The sequence below is a fragment of the Marivivens sp. LCG002 genome (genome assembly GCF_030264275.1).
Classification (GTDB): Bacteria; Pseudomonadota; Alphaproteobacteria; order Rhodobacterales; family Rhodobacteraceae; genus Marivivens.
The window spans coordinates 1,874,571-1,891,437 of the sequence record NZ_CP127165.1 but is presented as its reverse complement, the minus strand read 5'-3'; the positions used below and the strand labels follow the sequence as shown (position 1 = coordinate 1,891,437).

Here is a 16,867-nt window from a genome sequence, read left to right as displayed (position 1 = left end):
CACTCATGACACATAGTCCCGTAGACCCCGATGGTCTTATGGAATTCTCGGTCGTTTTTACCGATCGCTCACTCAACCACATGTCGGCGGCCTTCCAAGGCGTCATGCGTGACATCTCTTCGATGCTCAAAGAGGTTTATAGCGCCGATCATATCGCCATTGTTCCAGGGGGTGGAACCTATGGAATGGAAGCGGTCGCGCGCCAATTCGGCACCGACGCCCACGCTTTGATCGTGCGGAACGGCTGGTTTTCCTATCGTTGGACCCAGATTTTTGATGCAGGCAAGTTCACCGCACAGACCACGGTGTTTAAAGCGCGGCAGACGGGAAACGATACCCGCGCACCCTTTGCGCCCGCTCCGATTGCCGAGGTGACGGCTGCCATCCGCGAGGCAAAGCCTGATGTGGTTTTCGCGCCGCATGTGGAGACGAGCGCGGGCATCATTCTGCCCGACGATTACATCACCGCGCTCGCCGACGCCGCACATGAGGTCGGCGCTCTGTTGGTGCTCGATTGTATCGCCTCGGGATGTGCTTGGGTGGATATGAAGTCGACGGGCGTTGATGTTCTTATCTCTGCGCCGCAAAAGGGCTGGTCCTCGACCCCGTCGGCGGGGCTTGTGATGATGTCCGAGCGGGCCAAGGCGCGTCTGGAGACGACGATCTCCAATTCATTTGCCATCGATCTCAAGAAATGGTCCACGATCATGGAGGCCTATGAGAACGGTGGCCACGCCTATCATGCGACTATGCCGACCGATAGCCTTCGTGCGTTTCGCGATACGATGGCCGAGACGCGTGAATATGGCTTTGAAAAGTTACGCCAAGCACAATGGGCATTGGGCAACGGCGTGCGTGCCATGCTCAAGGACAAGGGCGTCAAATCGGTTGCGGCCGATGGCTTTGGAGCGCCGGGCGTTGTCGTCAGCTACACCGATGATCCCGACATCCAGAACGGCAAGAAGTTCGCGGCTTTGGGAATGCAGATCGCAGCAGGTGTGCCGCTCCAATGCGACGAGCCAGCAGATTTCCGCACCTTCCGGCTGGGGCTTTTCGGTCTCGACAAGCTTTATGACGTGCCTGCGACCTTGGCACGGCTCAAAGGCGTCGTTGATCAGGTGATCTGATCAGCGCGCGCCAAGTCCAAGCTGCATCAGCGTCTTTCTAAGGGGTTCGAAGCCATAAAGCGTTTCGAGCCCCTTTGCACGTGCATCGCGCAGAACTTGCCCCCCTGCGATGGAAGCACGATTGAGAGCGTCCACCCCCCGCACTCGGAGCACAATTTCGGGATGGCGGCGGCGTTCATAATCGGCGAGCATTTTGGCGTCGCCAAGGCCCTCAGGGCGGGCTTTGGCGAGATCGAGAAGATATGACATATCGCCCACGGACATATTGAGACCCTGCGCCCCGATTGGCGGGACGACATGGGCGGCCTCGGCCACAAGAGCGGTCCGTTCTGCGGTAAGACGATCGGCAACTTGGCTGATGATCGGCCAGACCTGTCGTTGCCCGACAAGAGCAAGCGGGCCATAGACCCCCGCCGAGCGTTCGGTTGCTTCGGCGCTAAATGTTTCTGCGTCAAGTGCGGCCAGTCGAAGCGTTTCGGGACCATGTTCCATCCAGACAACTGCGGAGCAAGGTTTTCCATCGTGATTGGGAAGCGGCACAAGCGTGAAAGGGCCGCCCGAGCGGTGCACTTCTGTCGATACGTTATTGTGCGGGTGCGGGTGGGTGACCGCAAAAACCACAGCTTTTTGGCCGTAACGTGTTGTTTTGGCGTCGATGCCAACCGCCTGTCGCACGGCCGAATTGCGGCCGTCGGCACCGATGACAAGTTTGGCCCTGACCGCGGTGCCATCGCTCAGCGTGACCAACGCTTCACCCGTGCGTGTTACCATATGGGCAAATCCCGTGCCCGCGCGGAAATCGACATTGGGGAGCTCGGCAAGACGGGCCACCATCTCGCGCCGCAAAAGCCAATTGGGAAGGTTCCAGCCAAAGGGGAGGTCCGAGATATCCGCCGCATCAAAGTCTTTGACGACGCGCGGCTCAGCGATCTCGCCGCCCGCATCGACAATGCGCATGACCTGCAAAGCTGCGGCATGGGCTTCGAGCCTGCTCCAGATACCTGCCTCGTCGAGAAAACGGCGCGAGCCTTGGAAGAAGGCGGTGGTGCGGTGGTCTGCACCTTCAAGCGCCTTGTCTGTCACAGGTGGCGCAGGATCAACGCAGATCACATTGAACCCTGCCGAGCCAAAAGCGGCCGCACAAGCAAGACCGGCAACGCCGCCGCCTGCGATTACGATATCTGTCTCGAGTCTATCCATGAGCTAGACTTAGACCTCGGGGCGGCGCACGGAAAGGGGCGTTACCCTAGGTGCGACAGAAAATCAGAGAGATCGCGGGTGTGGTGATGGATGTGGTCGACATCTTGCGGAAAGTCTGGGCCGACAAGCACCGTGCGCATTCCCATCGCATGCGGGGCCATCAGGTTACGGATGTCATCCTCGAACATGGCGCCCTCTTCGGGTGCGATGCCGTCAAGCGCAAAGACCGCTTCGAAGGCTGCCTGTTCGGGCTTGGGACGAAAGCCTGCGTGTTCGACACCGTAGACTGCGCTGAACACGTCTCTAAGGCCGCGTGCTTCAAGCACATTGAGCGCATAGGGCATGCTGCCGTTGGTGTAGACGATCTTGCGCCCAGGCAGGCGCGCGATCCGTTCGGCCAAGAGAGGATCGGGGCTTAGGTTCGAAAAGTCGATGTCGTGCACATCTTCGAGATAGGCCATCGGTTCGATCTCGTGCTCGCGCATGAGACCGGCGAGGGTAGTGCCGTATTGCTTCCAGTAATGCCCGCGCAGGTGGTCTGCCTCTTCCTTCGAAATGTTCAAAAGCGAAGAAACGTAATTCGTCATCCGCACTTCGATCTGGTCGAAGAGACGGACCGAGGGGTGATAAAGCGTATTGTCGAGGTCAAAAACCCAGACTTTTACATGAGAAAACGATGCAGCAACCATAGGGAAATCCTACGCTCTTGTCGCATCTGTCGCAATATGAACCGCTTGAAACCTTTGCGTTCGAAAGTGTAGTCTTTTCCGACATCAATACAGAGCAGAACAATGGCCGATCAAAAGTCTCCGCAAAAAGATGCCTACGCCCTCATTCTCGAGGCCATCGACAGCCACATTTACAAACCCGGCGATAGATTGGTCGAAAGTGATCTGGCCGACCGTTTCGGTGTTTCGCGCACGCCGATCCGCGAGGCATTGCAACGGCTTGAAACCCAGTCGCTCCTGACCCGTGACGGTCGGTCACTTATTGTCGCCTCTCTGGATCACACCCAAATGGCCGAGCTCTACGTTGTGCGCGGCGAGCTCGAGGGATTGGCAGCCCGCCTTGCCGCGCGGCATGCAACGCCCGAAGAAATTCGGGTTCTGCGCGATATGCTCGAAGCAGATAAGGCGCTCCTTGGGGACCCTTCCGCGATGAGCCGCGCGAACAAGCGGTTCCACAAGCAAATCCATCTGGCCTCGCACAACCGCTTTCTTGTGCAGCAGCTTGATCTTGTGCACCGCTCGATGGCGCTTCTCGCGACGACCTCGCTTGCGGCAGAGGGGCGCGGCGAAGTGGCTTTGGCCGAACATGCCGCAATCGTGGATGCTATCGAAGCGGGTGACGGGGATGCGGCAGATCGGGCGCTGCGCGATCATATCTCCAAGGCCTTTGTCACCCGTCTCAGGCTTGATGCCGCCGAGGTCGAACGCAAAGGTTAGGGCGACTTGAAGATCCCGTGTTCGGTCTTGTCCCAGTAAAAAGGATGGAAGAACACCTCCCAAAGCGCCTTATACATCGCAGCCGTGGCGAGCGGGAAATAGAGCAATCCGAGCGGGGCCCAGCGAATAAGGTTCCGCTTGCCGCACCTTGCGAGTGTCATGGCTGCAAGGGTGATGTTCGCGACCTCGAACCCGAGAAAGAAGGTTCCGATCACCCATGCGCCCCAATGCGGCATGATCGGGTCCAAAGGATGCGGCAGCCCTATGGCCATGCCCCAAAAGCTCCACATCAAAGGGGCAAGGGCGAATTGGCAAAGGGTGCCTAAGAACAGCACCTGAACCCCCCAGAATTTCTTGAACCCGAGGTCCTGCAAAAGCCTCCTCGGGTTTCGCATATGGGCGCCATAGGTCATCGCATAGCCCTTGAGCCAACGGGAACGTTGCTTGACCCAAGGAAGACTTTGGCAGTTCGCCTCTTCTAGCGTGACAGTGGGGATAAGTTCGGTGCGGTAGCCATGCCGCGCCAGTCTGATCCCGAGGTCCGCATCCTCGGTCACGTTGTGGGCATCCCACCCACCGAGCGCCTCGAGCACGTGGCGGCGAAAGAAAAGTGTGGTGCCCCCGAGCGGTAGCACCAGCCCAAGTCGCTCGAGACCCGGAAGGATCATCCGAAACCAAGTGGCATATTCGATGGTGAATTGGCGCGAGATAAAGTTTTGCTCGGCATTATAGAAGTCGAGAACACCTTGAAGGCAGGCAACTTTCTCGCTGCGCGCGGCAAAGGCATAGACGATTTTGCGGATTTGGTCAGGCGCGGGGGCGTCTTCGGCATCATAGACGCCGATGATCGATCCCTTGGTGAATTTCAGGCCATAGTTCAACGCGCGGGGCTTCGTTCGTAGCGTGCCTTTGGGGACAGTGATCTGCCGCATCCAGCGGGGGATATTCGCAGCCTCGAGCGCGACTTTCGTGAGAGTATCGTTGTCTTCGAGCAGAAGGCAGACGTCGAGAAGTTCGAGCGGATACTCGAGCCGCCCAAGGCGATCCAGCAAAGCCGCTGCAATTGCCTTTTCACGGTAGAGCGGCACGAGGATCGACACGATTGGATAGCGATGCGGCGTGACCGAGTTGTGCGTATCAGGTGGTTTTCTGAGGGCCGATATCCCCGCGATCACGCGCAGGGTCTGGATCGCGAGAAAGCTGGTGAGTGCGATGGCAAAGAGAATGTAGAGCAGCGGTGTCAGCGCGAAATGATATGCGATGTAGCCGGCAAGGAGCGTCAGCGCTCCATAAGCAAAAGCGCGATCGGCCCAAGGTCTTACGCTATGCGCCAGAGGTGTGAGGGTTTCTGCCGCCGCGACGAGTTTGCCTTTGGCAACGTGCGCAACCGCCGCCTCGAGGTCGTCCTGCGCACAAACGGCGATGCGGATATCGCCGAACTGCTCTTGGAGCGCGGGGAGGTGGTTGTTCATGTCCTCGGGATGGCTTGTCAAAACGATGATCCCGTCCCCCATCCGTCTCCACGGGAGAACGCTTTGGTGGAGGGCAAGAAGCGCACCGTATTGATGCACAAGCCGTGGATCGGGGGGGTGACGCAAGGGGTCGATGGTGCCGGTGTCGTGAAGCTCGGCCTGAAGGTCCGCGACATCGCGCGCGCACAGACGCAGAGCCTTACGAAGTCCGTCAACAATTCCGATCTGATGCCGTCGCAACGACCTCTCGGTTTCGGCAACACGCTGATCAGAAGCAAGGCCGCGCGCAACAAGGCTCCACCCGATATCGCTTGAGGCGAGACGGGCCGACGTATGCACGACTTCTAAGCGGCGTTCTGCCCCCATGCGCGGTCTCCGAGCTATCGAAGATTAAGATAGAGGCGGGGACTTAAAGGGAGGTTAATGGCCGATGCCCCGACTTGGGGCATCGGAAATCAGGGCCTTGGCCGTTTATGCTTTGCGGGCTTCCATGGCTTCGGCGAAACGCTCGAAGAGATAGAAGCTGTCCATCGGACCGGGCGAGGCTTCAGGGTGGTATTGCACCGAGAAAACGGGACGATCGGTCATACGGATACCGCAGTTCGACCCGTCAAAGAGCGAAACGTGCGTTTCCATCACGCCATCAGGAAGGGTCTGGCTGTCCACGGTGAAGCCGTGGTTCATCGAGGTGATTTCGACCTTGCCGGTTTCTTTGTCCTTCACGGGGTGGTTGGCCCCGTGGTGGCCGTGGTTCATCTTGATCGTCTTTGCACCGAGCGCGAGAGCGAGCATCTGGTGTCCAAGGCAGATCCCGAAGACGGGAAGGTTGGTCTTGTCGAGCACGCCCTTGATCATCGGAACTGCATATTCGCCGGTTGCCGCCGGATCACCGGGGCCGTTCGAGAGGAAGACGCCATCGGGATTGTGGGCGAGCACGTCTTCGACCGTCGCAGTTGCAGGAAGAACGGTCACATCACAGCCGACCGAAGCAAGGCAGCGCAGAATGTTGCGCTTGGCACCAAAGTCCACGGCGACAACCTTGTATTTCGGGTTTTCGATGGCGGTATAGCCTTCGGGCCATGCCCAACGCTTTTCGTCCCACTTGTAGGACTGGGCGCAGGTGACGTCCTTGGCAAGATCGAGACCGACAAGGCCCTTGAAACCGCGGGCAGCGGCGACGAGCTTTTCTACGTCGAAGTTGCCTTCGGGGTCATGCGCGATGGCGACGTGCGGAGCACCTTGCTGACGGATCGCACGAGTGAGGCGGCGGGTGTCGATGCCGCCGACACCGATGCGGCCACGCTTGGCGAGCCAAGCAGTGAGCTCTTCGGTCGAGCGCCAGTTGGACGGCTCGGTCGGGTCCCATTTGACCACCATGCCGGCGGCAACAGGATCGCCCGTCTCGTCATCCTCGGGGGTTACACCGGTGTTGCCGATATGGGGGAAGGTGAAGGTTACGACCTGACCCGCGTATGAGGGGTCGGTCATGATTTCCTGATAGCCCGTCATCGCGGTGTTAAAGCAGAGTTCTGCCTCGGTCTGGCCCGTTGCGCCGAAGCCTTTGCCATAGAAAAGGGTTCCATCCGCAAGTGCGATACAAGCGGTCGGTTTTTCCTGAATGCTGTTCGGCATGGCAACGACTCCCAAGTGGTTAAACAGCCGCGTAACTAAGGGTGAGACAGGCCGCGGTCAAGGCAAGTTTGACCCAAAGTGACGCTGCGCCGCGAATGGTTGAAAGGGACTGTGCTTCGGGGTATGACGTGCCTCGTGTTATCGCTCCCAACAAGGACAGATATATGGATATGCGCAGCCGCATCAGTGCCAGCCTCAAAGAGGCGATGAAGGCCAAAGATGCCGACCGCCTTTCGACCCTCCGTTTGATCAATGCCGCTATCAAGGACCGTGAAATCTCGGCCCGCGGTGATGGCGATGAAAACGAGATTGGGGATGATGTTGTTCTCGCCATTCTTGGAAAGATGGTCAAACAGCGTCAGGAAAGTGCCCGCCAATATGAAGAAGGCGGCCGTCTCGAGCTTGCTGAAAAAGAACTCGCTGAAATTCGGGTGATCGAGGATTTCCTTCCCCGTCAGCTCGATGCCGAGGAAACAGCCGCCGCCATCGACGAGGCCATTGCTTCGACCGGTGCCGAATCTATTCGGGACATGGGCAAAGTGATGGGGGCTCTCAAGGACAAATACACGGGCCAAATGGACTTTGGCGCCGTGGGACCGATGGTGAAGGCCAAGCTCGGCTAAACCCCAGCTCCATGAAAAATCAAAGGCCGCCTCGATGGGGCGGCCTTTTTCATGCGGATTTGATTGCGTCGATCAATTCGCCATATAGCTGTTGGCGTTCAGGCGGCGTAAGGAATGCGCCGATCTCGACGACACGCGCGCCGCCACTCAGAGTGAGATAGTTTTCTACGGGACCGCCTTTGGGGTGCATTTCGACCCTGATCCAATAGGGGTTGGCCTCCCAATCGCGTTTGCGTCCATTGGGATCATGGCGCGTGAGATTGACCGTTTCGCTCCGGATCACAAGCTCTTCAAGGATTTCACCGTCACGGTAGCTTCGGTTGAGCGCGGCCCAGAGCGCCCAGACAGCGAGAGCGAGAAACGGCAACAGCCCCCAAAGCACCGCAGTTCCGATCACGGCAAAGAGCGGCACAGAGATGGTGACGATCGTGCCGCCGACAAACCAGACGAAGCCTTTTTTCGGCAAAGACCGATAGGGCCAAAGGTGGAGTTCCTTTGCGCGGCGGCCGTCTTCGTTCTGGGTTTCAAGCCATTCGTAGGGCATTTTCGTCTATGTTCCGTTGAGACTCCGAGGGAAACATAGTCGGGCAAGTGGTCTCAGCAAGTCGCGCCTATGTCGCAGGTCGGGAGCCAAGGGATTCAAATGGTCGCAAGCGGTATCCGTCGGGATCTGCCAAAACACATTGGTAATTGCCGACCTCTTCGCCGTTGCGTCGATACCACTTGCGTTCAGGTGGCAAAATCCAGTCGGTGCCGTGCGTCTCAAGGCGCGAGATGATTGGGGCGAGGGCAGGGACTTCAAATTGGATGTTGAACCCTGGTGGTTGCTTGATGGGTCCATCTTGCAGGCCGAGGGTCCGCCCAAGGCCGATCTGGTCCAGCATAAGATATGCCCCACCAAGCCTTAGCATGGCAAAGCCTTCTTCGGGGCGCTGATAATCGACGCCGAAGCCAATCACCTCGCAATAAAAGTGCAGCGATGTTTTGAAATCGGTAACGCCGAGTTCGGGGATGAGCGCTGGATACATACTTTCACCTCGTGATCTGTCGGCAATCTAACAGCTCCAAAAGAAAAAGCCCCGCACAGAGCGAGGCTTTTCCTGATTTCCTGAAGAGCGTGCCTTAGTGGGCGTGGCTCTTGTCCCAGTCGGACTGCTTGGGCAGCTGCTCGAAGGTGTGTTCGGGCGGCGGCGAGGGCAGGGTCCACTCGAGGGTGTCAGCGTATTCGTTCCACGGGTTCGGCTCGGTCACGCGGCGGCCTGCAAGCAGGGTGTAGGCGAGAACACCGATGAAGAACACGAAGGACGCGAAGGCGATGAACGCACCGATCGACGAGATGTAGTTCCAGTGCGCAAAGGCCTCCGGATAGTCGATATAGCGGCGTGGCATACCCTGACGGCCAAGGAAGTGCTGCGGGAAGAAGGTCAGGTTTGCACCGATGAACATCATCCAGAAGTGCAGCTTGGCGGCCCACTCGGGAGCAGCGCGGCCCGACATCTTGGGCAGGTAGAAGTAGATACCTGCAAAGATCGCGAACACGGCACCGAGCGACATCACATAGTGGAAGTGCGCAATCACGTAGTAGGTGTCGTGGTAGGCACGGTCCACACCGGCCTGCGACAGAACGATACCGGTCACGCCGCCTACGGTGAAGAGGAAGAGGAAGCCGAACGCCCAAACCATCGGAGATTTGAACTCGACCGAACCACCCCACATGGTCGCGATCCACGAGAAGATCTTAACGCCCGTGGGCACTGCGATCACCATGGTGGCGAGCATGAAGTAGGACTGCTGGGTCAGCGACATACCAACGGTATACATGTGGTGCGCCCAGACGACGAAGCCCAGAACACCGATCGCAACCATTGCATAAACCATCGGCAGGTAGCCGAAAATCGGCTTGCGCGAGAAGGTGGCAATGATGTGGCTGATGATGCCGAAGCCCGGAATGATGATGATGTATACTTCAGGGTGCCCGAAGAACCACAGGATGTGCTGATAGAGGATCGGGTCACCGCCGCCAGCAGGCTGGAAGAAGGTAGTGCCGAAGTTACGGTCGGTCAGCAACATGGTGATTGCACCGGCGAGAACCGGAAGCGACAGAAGGATCAGCCATGCGGTCACAAACACGGACCATGCAAAGAGCGGAACCTTGTGAAGCGTCATGCCGGGAGCGCGCATGTTGAGGAAGGTGGTGATGATGTTGATCGCACCAAGGATCGACGAAGCGCCCGAAACGTGCACTGCGAAGATAGCGAGGTCCATCGAATAGCCAGCTTCAGAGGTCGAGAGCGGCGGGTAGAGAACCCAGCCCACACCCGAACCGAGCTGGCCATTACCACCGGGCGACAGCATCGAAGCGACGCCGAGCGCGGTGCCGGTGACATACATCCAGAACGAAAGGTTGTTCAGACGCGGGAACGACATGTCCGGAGCGCCGATCTGGAGCGGCATGAAGTAGTTGCCGAAACCACCGAAGAGTGCCGGAATAACCACGAAGAACATCATCAGAACGCCGTGATAGGTGATCATCACGTTCCAAAGGTGTCCGTTCGGGGTGCAGGTCGCATCGGAGGCGATGAAACGAGCGCCTTCGAGGCACATATACTGAACGCCGGGCTCCATAAGCTCGAGGCGCATGTAAACGGTGAAGAGCACCGAGATGAAACCTACTGCACCTGATACGAACAGGTAGAGGATCCCGATGTCCTTGTGGTTGGTGGACATGAACCAACGAGTGAAGAAGCCTCTCTCGTCGTGGTGTTCATGGCCATGGATGGCTGCATCTGCCATTTGGCTCTCCCATATTGGCGTCATCTAAAGGACAGGACGAGTCACACTCTTCCCGCCAGCTTTGCCAAGGGTTCTAGTGCGTGAGACGCCCTAGGGCAATATTCGAAAGGCGCAATATGGGAGGATAAATTGGCGCACCCCACCGAAGGGGGAGGTCTCTGGCAGGGCGCGCTAGGTGTTGTTTAGCGCCTTGTTCGGATTGATTCTTTGATTTGAGTCAAAAATGCAGGATGTCCTAGAAAATTATGCATCTGCGTTCGAGCAGCTGCGATCCTTGCCGAAGCGTGTTTCAAACGTCCGCTTGAGAGCGACATCAACGTCTTCCATCGATACTGGGAGCCCTAAATCTACGAGGCTTGTGACCCCATGTTCCTTGATCCCGCAGGGCACAATCCCGTCGAAATGCGAAAGATCGGGATCGACGTTGATGGAAAGGCCGTGAAAGCTGACCCATTTGCGAAGTCTGATCCCGAGCGCGGCAACCTTGTCTTCTTTCAGTGAGCCGTCGATGTTGCGGGGTTTGTCTGGGCGCTCGACCCAGACACCGACGCGGCCGTCACGGATATGACCTTTGATATTGAACTCTGCCAAAGCGGCGATGATCCAGTTTTCGAGGTCCCGCACGAAACAGCGCACGTCCTTGCCGCGCTCGGCGACGTTGAGCATCACATAGGCCACACGCTGGCCGGGACCGTGATAGGTGTATTGACCGCCGCGCTTGCTCTCATACACGGGAAAACGGTCCGGATCGGTAAGATCGGCAGGTTTGGCGGATGTGCCTGCAGTATAGAGTGGCGGGTGCTCGACCAGCCAGATCGCCTCGTCGGCTTCGCCTTTGTGGATCGCCTCCGCGCGCGCCTCCATGAAAGCAACGGCTTCCTCGTAGTCGGTCAAACCGTTCGACGTGATCCATTCCACCATGATGTCATCGGGGAATTAGCCCCGCCTCCTTGGCTGCAGCAATATTGGCTCTGCTGACGGGTATCTCTGGCCCGTGTCGCATCGTCAAGATCGCGCGCGCATCATCACGCCGCGCGGCTGTCACCTGATCAAGCGCGATCCAGTGCGAGCGGTGGACCTGTAGTCCTTGGGTTGCGCCCGTTTCCTTGATCGCGTCCGAAAGCCTGAGCAAAAGGATTTCTTCGCCTTTTGTCGTGCGCACACGGACATAGTGGTCCTCGACACTGATCGACACCAGAGGCGCTCTTTTTTCAAAGGGCAATCGGTCAAGGATGGGGATTTCGGTGTCGCTCGGCGCAACAGTTTGATGTTGTGCGAGCGCGTGGAGTAGAAGCGTCACCACAACCGAGATCAACAAAATGTTGAGCCCGAGGTTGATCATAGTTCTCGCATCGAGGACCGGACCGAAGACGATGTAGATTATGCCAAGCACGACCGCAACGATCCCGATGCCGCTGATTAAGGCTTGAAGAAAGACTGCGGTCCAGCGCGATCGCCAGTCCTCGAGGATGTGGCCAAAGAAGGACGCGGTCAGAAATCCGACCGAGTAGGTGGCGTAAATCTGCACCAGCCAGAATCCAAACCGCGGACCGAGTCGCAAAACCTCGCTTGTTCGGAAGGGGCCAACCACGGTCAATATAATCGTAAGCCCGAGTATGATGATATGCGTGAGGGGTTTGGAAAAATGTCGCTGCCATTCGCGAAACGTGGCTTGCAGTTGGCTAGTATTCACGAAGGACCTCGTCTCTTTCACGTATCGGGCATTGAGCTGAAAAGCGGACACACTCAAGGGTTGCTCATCGAAAACTTAAATCCCGAGAGAGTAACACACAATGTCTTTAGAACCTTTTGTCCAAGCCCCGCTCTACATTCAAATCCATGCAGCTTGTGCATTGTTTGCATTGGTTGCCGGGCCGTTCTCGCTCTACAGCCGAAAGCGCTCGGTCTTTCACAAATTGCTTGGCTACACATGGATGCTTGCAATGATCGGCGCTGCGGTCTCTTCTTTCTGGATCGGAAGCTTTGGCGTCATAGGGTCCTTTAGTCCGCTGCACGCGCTCTCCATCCTGTCGCTTTGCTCGGTTGCGCTCTCGCTCTACTTCATTCTAAACGGCAATATTATCGGGCATCGCAAGACGCTGACCAACCTATATTGGCGCGGCCTCATCATTGCAGGCATCTTCAACTTTTTGCCGGGGCGCACGACAAACCGTGCGTTTTTTGGCGATAACGAAAGCATAGGTCTCGTTGTCGTGGGCGTGGGGCTAGGTATTGTGTTTGGCTCTATGGTCTGGACGCAGAGAAGCGCAGTTCTTGCCCTTATCGGGCCCAAGAAAAACCTGCCCATTTAACTGAAACCAGAAAGTCCACAAGAGGCAACACCTTCATTTACATGGAAAAAATGTAAGATCAAAAAAAACATGACAAAGGGTGTTTTTCCTCTTCCCTTCCTCCGAATCCAAGGTTAAACACCGCCTCACCAAGCCAGAAGACAGTGCGGTCGTGGCGGAATTGGTAGACGCGCAGCGTTGAGGTCGCTGTTCCTTAACCGGAGTGGAAGTTCGAGTCTTCTCGACCGCACCATTCTCTCCTTGGAGAGATCAGAAACGCCCTTCGGGGCGTTTTTCTGTTTTTGGGCTAAAGATTTATTATCCTTTGCCGTTCATGGTCCTGATTAGCTCACATCGCATTTGCGGGACCAAAAATGGCTACGATTATCGGCATCAATTCCACGGATATTTCCCTTGTCGGAGGGAGCTGGTCCAGTGGTGGTTTTATCCGCCTTGATCCGAATTGGTCCGAAACGACCAACGCCTATAGCTTTGAATTTTCGATCTTTGATCTGAATGGCGTGCTGAACGGCGACTCGTCGCAAAACGAAGTCGGTGACGACTCGATGCAAACAGTCACGATCCGCAACGCGCAGGGTCAGATTGTCGACAGCGGTCGTGCGTATGCCGAAGACGTCACCACCCTAACCGATCAGTTCGGCAATGTGATTAAGCTTTACCGGATCGAAATCGGCGGCCGTTTCGTCGGGTATCTCGTCGACGGTCAGATGGACCCGGGCGAAACCTATCAAATTACATCGGTTCAAGATGTGACGACCTCGAACGATCCGAACTATTCGGCGCTCGACGACCAAACATTTAATCCAGCTGATTCCACCGAATTATCCTTGGGAGATTTCAACGATACGTTCTATGCGGGATCGGGTAACGACCGTATCTCGGGACGTTCGGGGAATGACATTATCGACGGCGGGAGCGGCACCGACGAGCTCGTCGGCGGTATGGGCACCGATGCGATCTATGGCGGGACAGACAACGATCTGCTGCTCGGTGATGGCCAACTATATGTCATCGGTGCTTGGGCCTCTGGCTCTAACATCACGGCGACAACGCTTACGGTCGTCAATGGCTCCGATGGTCCGATATTTCTTCACAAGATCAATTCGGATGGAACAACGACACTCGTTCATCAGCTCGCTTCGGGCGAGACCTATAATCTCAACACCTTTGTCGAATCGAATTACGTCCTCCGCGATTCCGATAACTTCTATCTCCAAGTCATAGAAGGCGCTCCGAACCAGACCTTTACCTACACAAGTCAAGTGGGGGACACTCTTTACGGCGGTGATGGGTTCGACACCCTTTATGGTCAAAACGGTGCCGACATCCTCTATGGCGGGAATGATGGCGACCAGATTTACGGCGGCTATGGGTCTGACAGCCTATACGGTGATGCGGGTAACGATACCCTCTTCGGTGATGCAGGGACGGATAAGCTTTATGGTGGGACGGGCACGGACACGCTCTATGGCGGGGCCGATCAAGATACGTTCTACATGGCGGCCGATGGCGGAAGCGATACAATCTTCGGTGGCGAGACCGGCGGGGACTGGGATACGATCGATTTCAGCAGCATCGGCGGCGTCGGACTCAATGTCACCCAAACGGGATATGAGACCGGCACTGCCACGACGACCTCTTCGCAGACACTTGCCACGTTCTCCGAGATCGAAGTCATAAAGCTTACCGATCAGAACGACACATTCGTTGGCTCTGATGCAGTCATCCAGAATGATTTCATCTATGCTGGGGCAGGGGATGACACTATCTGGGGCGGCGGCGGCGATGATTACATCATGTTCGGTGCCGGCAACGACATCGTCTACGGCGGAGATGGCAACGATACCATTGATGATATAGGCGGAACCAACCTTAACGGTATCAACACCATTTACGGTGGGGCCGGGAACGACTCTGTTTATACCGGCGAAGACAACGACATTCTCTATGGCGGCGCGGGATCCGATGCGCTTCACGGTGAAGGCGGCGATGACACGCTCGTCGGCGGTGACGGTGACGATTATCTCTATGCGGGCTACGGGGATAAAGATGTTATCGTCGCGGGGGCAGGGAACGATACCGTCTACGGCTTTGATCTTTCGGACCCCGATCTCGACGGTTTTACCAATACGCAAATCGATGTCAGTGGTCTGACCAATCTCAACGGCGATCCCGTAAAGACGCGCGATGTGACCGTTGTTGATGATGGCAACGGCAATGCTAAGCTGATCTTCCCTAATGGTGAGACGATAGTTTTGGCGGGAATCTCGCCGTCGTCAGTGGATACAGGGATCGAGCTTAATGCCATCGGCATTCCCTGTTTTACCACGGGAACTTTGATCAAGACCCTACGCGGCGAGGTCCCTGTCGAATTTCTACGACCGGGCGACATGGTTATCACACGTGACAACGGCCCTCAGGAACTCCTCTGGTCGGGAATGCGGCGTCTTTCGGCGCGCGACCTTGATGCCGCGCCGCATCTTCGGCCTATCTGGCTCGCGCCGGGGGCATTCGGCGGTGAAAAGGGCCTCTTGATCTCGCCACAACACGCGGTCGAAGTCGATATCCCTGATCGCGGTCGGACAGCGCGTTTTGTCCGCGCGCGCCATCTTGCGCGGCTCAAAGGGGGCAAAGTGCGTGTCGCCCACGGCATCCGCAAGGTCACATATGCCCACCTTTTGTTCGCCGAACATCAAGTGATCTATTCGAACGGAATTGCGACCGAGAGCTTTTATCCCGGTGATGTCGCAATCAATTCGCTTTCTGATGCTTCGCGCCGCGAACTCGAGGCATTGTTGCCTGATTTCGGTCGTTTAGCGGCTTCGGACTTCTACGGAGACACCGCGCGACCCGTCGCCCGATTCCGCGAATTGCCCGAAGATTTGCGCGAACTCGGCGTCTAAGGCCGATTCCGTCCGATTCTTGTCAAAGTCAATTGTCCTGCAGGCTGGAAAATGCGCAGTCGAGTTTCCTCGGGTATTCTCATGCGCGGGGAAACTTCCCAATTTGTGACGTTTTTGAACCATTTTTGGTCTGATAAGTTGCATTAACTGGAATGACTTGTTCTACTTTGAAAAGATAAACGCAGCACAAGCTGCCAAAAATAACGTCAGGGAGAGACGGCTTGACCAAATCCGCTAACGACGGTGCGTTCGTCGAATTCGAACGGGTTCAAAAGAGCTATGACGGGGAAACGCTCGTTGTAAAAGATCTCAATCTTACCATGCCCAAGGGCGAGTTTTTGACCATGCTTGGGCCGTCGGGCTCTGGCAAGACGACTTGCCTTATGATGCTTGCTGGGTTCGAGACTGCCACCCACGGGGAAATCCGTCTGGACGGTGTTTCGATCAACAACATCCCGCCGCACAAGCGCGGCATCGGTATGGTGTTCCAAAACTACGCTCTTTTCCCGCATATGACTGTTGCAGAGAACCTCGCGTTCCCGCTCGAGGTCCGTAAGTTGGGCAAGTCCGAGCGTGAAGAAAAGGTAAAACGCGCACTCGATATGGTGCAGATGGGGTCCTTCGGGGGACGCCGTCCTGCCCAGCTCTCGGGTGGTCAGCAGCAGCGTATCGCTCTCGCCCGCGCCCTTGTGTTCGAGCCCGAGCTTGTGCTCATGGATGAACCTCTGGGTGCTTTGGACAAGCAGCTCCGCGAACATATGCAGTTCGAGATTACGCGCATTGCCCACAATCTCGGGATCACCACTGTTTACGTGACGCACGACCAGACCGAAGCTTTGACGATGTCTGACCGTGTCGCCGTATTCAACGATGGCCGCATCCAGCAGCTTGCTCCGCCGGACGAGCTTTATGAAGCGCCGCAGAATTCCTTCGTTGCGCAGTTCATCGGCGAAAACAACACTTTGAACGGTGTTATTCAGTCGATCAGCGGCGACCGCTGCACGGTGCAGCTCGATAGCGGCGACGTCATCGATGCAAAGCCTGTCAACGTGAGCAAGGTCGGGGATCGCACTCAGGTGTCGATCCGTCCCGAGCGCGTCGAAATCAACAAAGACCGCCTCAGCAAGGATGCCCATACGCTCAAAGCCGAAGTGCTCGAGTTCATCTATATGGGCGACATTTTCCGCACCCGTCTGCGCGTTGCGGGAACCGAGGATTTTGTCATCAAGACACGCAACGCACCCGATCAGGTGCGTTTGCAGCCGGGTCAGCAGATCGAAATCGGCTGGCTTGCAGAAGATTGCCGAGCGCTGGACGCCTGAGTCCCGCTCAAGCAAAACTCCCCCTGTCCGGCCCGGAA

Annotated in this window: 15 protein-coding genes and 1 tRNA gene; 7 read left to right on the top strand and 9 right to left on the bottom strand. The window is 56.8% G+C overall.

The features are described from left to right. The first annotated feature begins 5 nt into the window (after nt 1–5). Nucleotides 6–1,127, top strand: coding sequence for an aminotransferase class V-fold PLP-dependent enzyme (locus tag QQG91_RS09360; protein ID WP_285769960.1), 1,122 nt, complete (start codon nt 6–8; stop codon nt 1,125–1,127). Here the strand turns inward: QQG91_RS09360 and QQG91_RS09355 are convergent, their stop codons facing one another. Together QQG91_RS09355 and QQG91_RS09350 are read right to left on the bottom strand one after the other, a co-directional pair. Continuing rightward, the gene (locus QQG91_RS09355) at nt 1,128–2,327 is read right to left on the bottom strand and encodes a UbiH/UbiF family hydroxylase (RefSeq protein ID WP_285769959.1); all 1,200 of its coding nucleotides are present in this window, start codon (nt 2,325–2,327) and stop codon (nt 1,128–1,130) included. A 41-nt stretch (nt 2,328–2,368) separates the two neighbouring features. After that, a complete protein-coding gene (locus QQG91_RS09350; protein ID WP_285769958.1) occupies nt 2,369–3,016 on the bottom strand; it encodes a pyrimidine 5'-nucleotidase in 648 nt (215 codons plus the stop codon). Nucleotides 3,017–3,118: 102 nt separating this feature from the next. On the opposite strand from QQG91_RS09350, the gene QQG91_RS09345 reads away from it, so the two are divergent. Continuing rightward, nucleotides 3,119–3,772 (top strand): GntR family transcriptional regulator, encoded by a 654-nt coding sequence (locus QQG91_RS09345; protein ID WP_285769957.1) that lies wholly within the window; start codon nt 3,119–3,121, stop codon nt 3,770–3,772. Here the strand turns inward: QQG91_RS09345 and QQG91_RS09340 are convergent. Together QQG91_RS09340 and carA are read right to left on the bottom strand one after the other, a co-directional pair. Then, nucleotides 3,769–5,610, bottom strand: coding sequence for a glycosyltransferase (locus QQG91_RS09340; protein ID WP_285769956.1), 1,842 nt, complete (start codon nt 5,608–5,610; stop codon nt 3,769–3,771). The genes QQG91_RS09345 and QQG91_RS09340 overlap by 4 nt on opposite strands. Before the next feature lie 105 nt (nt 5,611–5,715). Then, nucleotides 5,716–6,876 (bottom strand): glutamine-hydrolyzing carbamoyl-phosphate synthase small subunit, encoded by a 1,161-nt coding sequence (gene carA / locus QQG91_RS09335; RefSeq protein ID WP_285769955.1) that lies wholly within the window; start codon nt 6,874–6,876, stop codon nt 5,716–5,718. A gap of 164 nt (nt 6,877–7,040) precedes the next feature. Between carA and QQG91_RS09330 the strand changes: the two genes are divergently transcribed. Beyond that, on the top strand, nt 7,041–7,499 hold the full coding sequence (locus QQG91_RS09330) for a GatB/YqeY domain-containing protein (protein WP_285769954.1): 459 nt from the start codon (nt 7,041–7,043) through the stop codon (nt 7,497–7,499). A 49-nt stretch (nt 7,500–7,548) separates the two neighbouring features. On the opposite strand, the gene QQG91_RS09325 is transcribed toward QQG91_RS09330, so the two are convergent. The 5 genes from QQG91_RS09325 to QQG91_RS09305 form a co-directional block, all read right to left on the bottom strand. Further along, nucleotides 7,549–8,043: a DUF2244 domain-containing protein gene (locus QQG91_RS09325; protein ID WP_285769953.1), complete on the bottom strand. Its 495-nt coding sequence runs from the start codon at nt 8,041–8,043 to the stop codon at nt 7,549–7,551. Between the two features lie 67 nt (nt 8,044–8,110). After that, a complete protein-coding gene (locus QQG91_RS09320; protein WP_285769952.1) occupies nt 8,111–8,527 on the bottom strand; it encodes a VOC family protein in 417 nt (138 codons plus the stop codon). A gap of 94 nt (nt 8,528–8,621) precedes the next feature. Further along, on the bottom strand, nt 8,622–10,292 hold the full coding sequence (gene ctaD, locus QQG91_RS09315; RefSeq protein ID WP_285769951.1) for a cytochrome c oxidase subunit I: 1,671 nt from the start codon (nt 10,290–10,292) through the stop codon (nt 8,622–8,624). 243 nt (nt 10,293–10,535) lie between these two features. Beyond that, complete coding sequence (gene lipB / locus QQG91_RS09310) at nt 10,536–11,213, bottom strand: lipoyl(octanoyl) transferase LipB (RefSeq protein WP_285769950.1); 678 nt, start codon at nt 11,211–11,213, stop codon at nt 10,536–10,538. 4 nt (nt 11,214–11,217) lie between these two features. Continuing rightward, nucleotides 11,218–11,820, bottom strand: coding sequence for a LytTR family DNA-binding domain-containing protein (locus QQG91_RS09305; RefSeq protein ID WP_285769949.1), 603 nt, complete (start codon nt 11,818–11,820; stop codon nt 11,218–11,220). Between the two features lie 265 nt (nt 11,821–12,085). On the opposite strand from QQG91_RS09305, the gene QQG91_RS09300 reads away from it, so the two are divergent. The 4 genes from QQG91_RS09300 to QQG91_RS09285 all read left to right on the top strand — a co-directional run bounded on the left by QQG91_RS09300 (nt 12,086) and on the right by QQG91_RS09285 (nt 16,829). Next, nucleotides 12,086–12,604 carry a DUF2306 domain-containing protein gene (locus tag QQG91_RS09300; RefSeq protein ID WP_285769948.1) on the top strand — a complete coding sequence of 173 codons (519 nt, stop codon included), beginning with the start codon at nt 12,086–12,088 and terminating at the stop codon, nt 12,602–12,604. A 145-nt stretch (nt 12,605–12,749) separates the two neighbouring features. Beyond that, nucleotides 12,750–12,836 (top strand) — tRNA-Leu (locus tag QQG91_RS09295). Between the two features lie 121 nt (nt 12,837–12,957). Continuing rightward, nucleotides 12,958–15,507, top strand: coding sequence for a Hint domain-containing protein (locus QQG91_RS09290; protein WP_285769947.1), 2,550 nt, complete (start codon nt 12,958–12,960; stop codon nt 15,505–15,507). A 221-nt stretch (nt 15,508–15,728) separates the two neighbouring features. Continuing rightward, nucleotides 15,729–16,829 carry an ABC transporter ATP-binding protein gene (locus tag QQG91_RS09285; RefSeq protein WP_285769946.1) on the top strand — a complete coding sequence of 367 codons (1,101 nt, stop codon included), beginning with the start codon at nt 15,729–15,731 and terminating at the stop codon, nt 16,827–16,829. The last annotated feature ends 38 nt before the right edge of the window (nt 16,830–16,867 follow it).

Excerpts from the sequence above, each read along its gene's own strand:
- QQG91_RS09360 (WP_285769960.1), top strand. The coding sequence starts at position 6 with ATGACACATAGTCCCGTAGACCCCGATGGTCTTATGGAATTCTCGGTC.
- QQG91_RS09355 (WP_285769959.1), bottom strand. The coding sequence starts at position 2,327 with ATGGATAGACTCGAGACAGATATCGTAATCGCAGGCGGCGGCGTTGCC.
- QQG91_RS09350 (WP_285769958.1), bottom strand. The coding sequence starts at position 3,016 with ATGGTTGCTGCATCGTTTTCTCATGTAAAAGTCTGGGTTTTTGACCTC.
- QQG91_RS09345 (WP_285769957.1), top strand. The coding sequence starts at position 3,119 with ATGGCCGATCAAAAGTCTCCGCAAAAAGATGCCTACGCCCTCATTCTC.
- QQG91_RS09340 (WP_285769956.1), bottom strand. The coding sequence starts at position 5,610 with ATGGGGGCAGAACGCCGCTTAGAAGTCGTGCATACGTCGGCCCGTCTC.
- carA (WP_285769955.1), bottom strand. The coding sequence starts at position 6,876 with ATGCCGAACAGCATTCAGGAAAAACCGACCGCTTGTATCGCACTTGCG.
- QQG91_RS09330 (WP_285769954.1), top strand. The coding sequence starts at position 7,041 with ATGGATATGCGCAGCCGCATCAGTGCCAGCCTCAAAGAGGCGATGAAG.
- QQG91_RS09325 (WP_285769953.1), bottom strand. The coding sequence starts at position 8,043 with ATGCCCTACGAATGGCTTGAAACCCAGAACGAAGACGGCCGCCGCGCA.
- QQG91_RS09320 (WP_285769952.1), bottom strand. The coding sequence starts at position 8,527 with ATGTATCCAGCGCTCATCCCCGAACTCGGCGTTACCGATTTCAAAACA.
- ctaD (WP_285769951.1), bottom strand. The coding sequence starts at position 10,292 with ATGGCAGATGCAGCCATCCATGGCCATGAACACCACGACGAGAGAGGC.
- lipB (WP_285769950.1), bottom strand. The coding sequence starts at position 11,213 with ATGGTGGAATGGATCACGTCGAACGGTTTGACCGACTACGAGGAAGCC.
- QQG91_RS09300 (WP_285769948.1), top strand. The coding sequence starts at position 12,086 with ATGTCTTTAGAACCTTTTGTCCAAGCCCCGCTCTACATTCAAATCCAT.
- QQG91_RS09290 (WP_285769947.1), top strand. The coding sequence starts at position 12,958 with ATGGCTACGATTATCGGCATCAATTCCACGGATATTTCCCTTGTCGGA.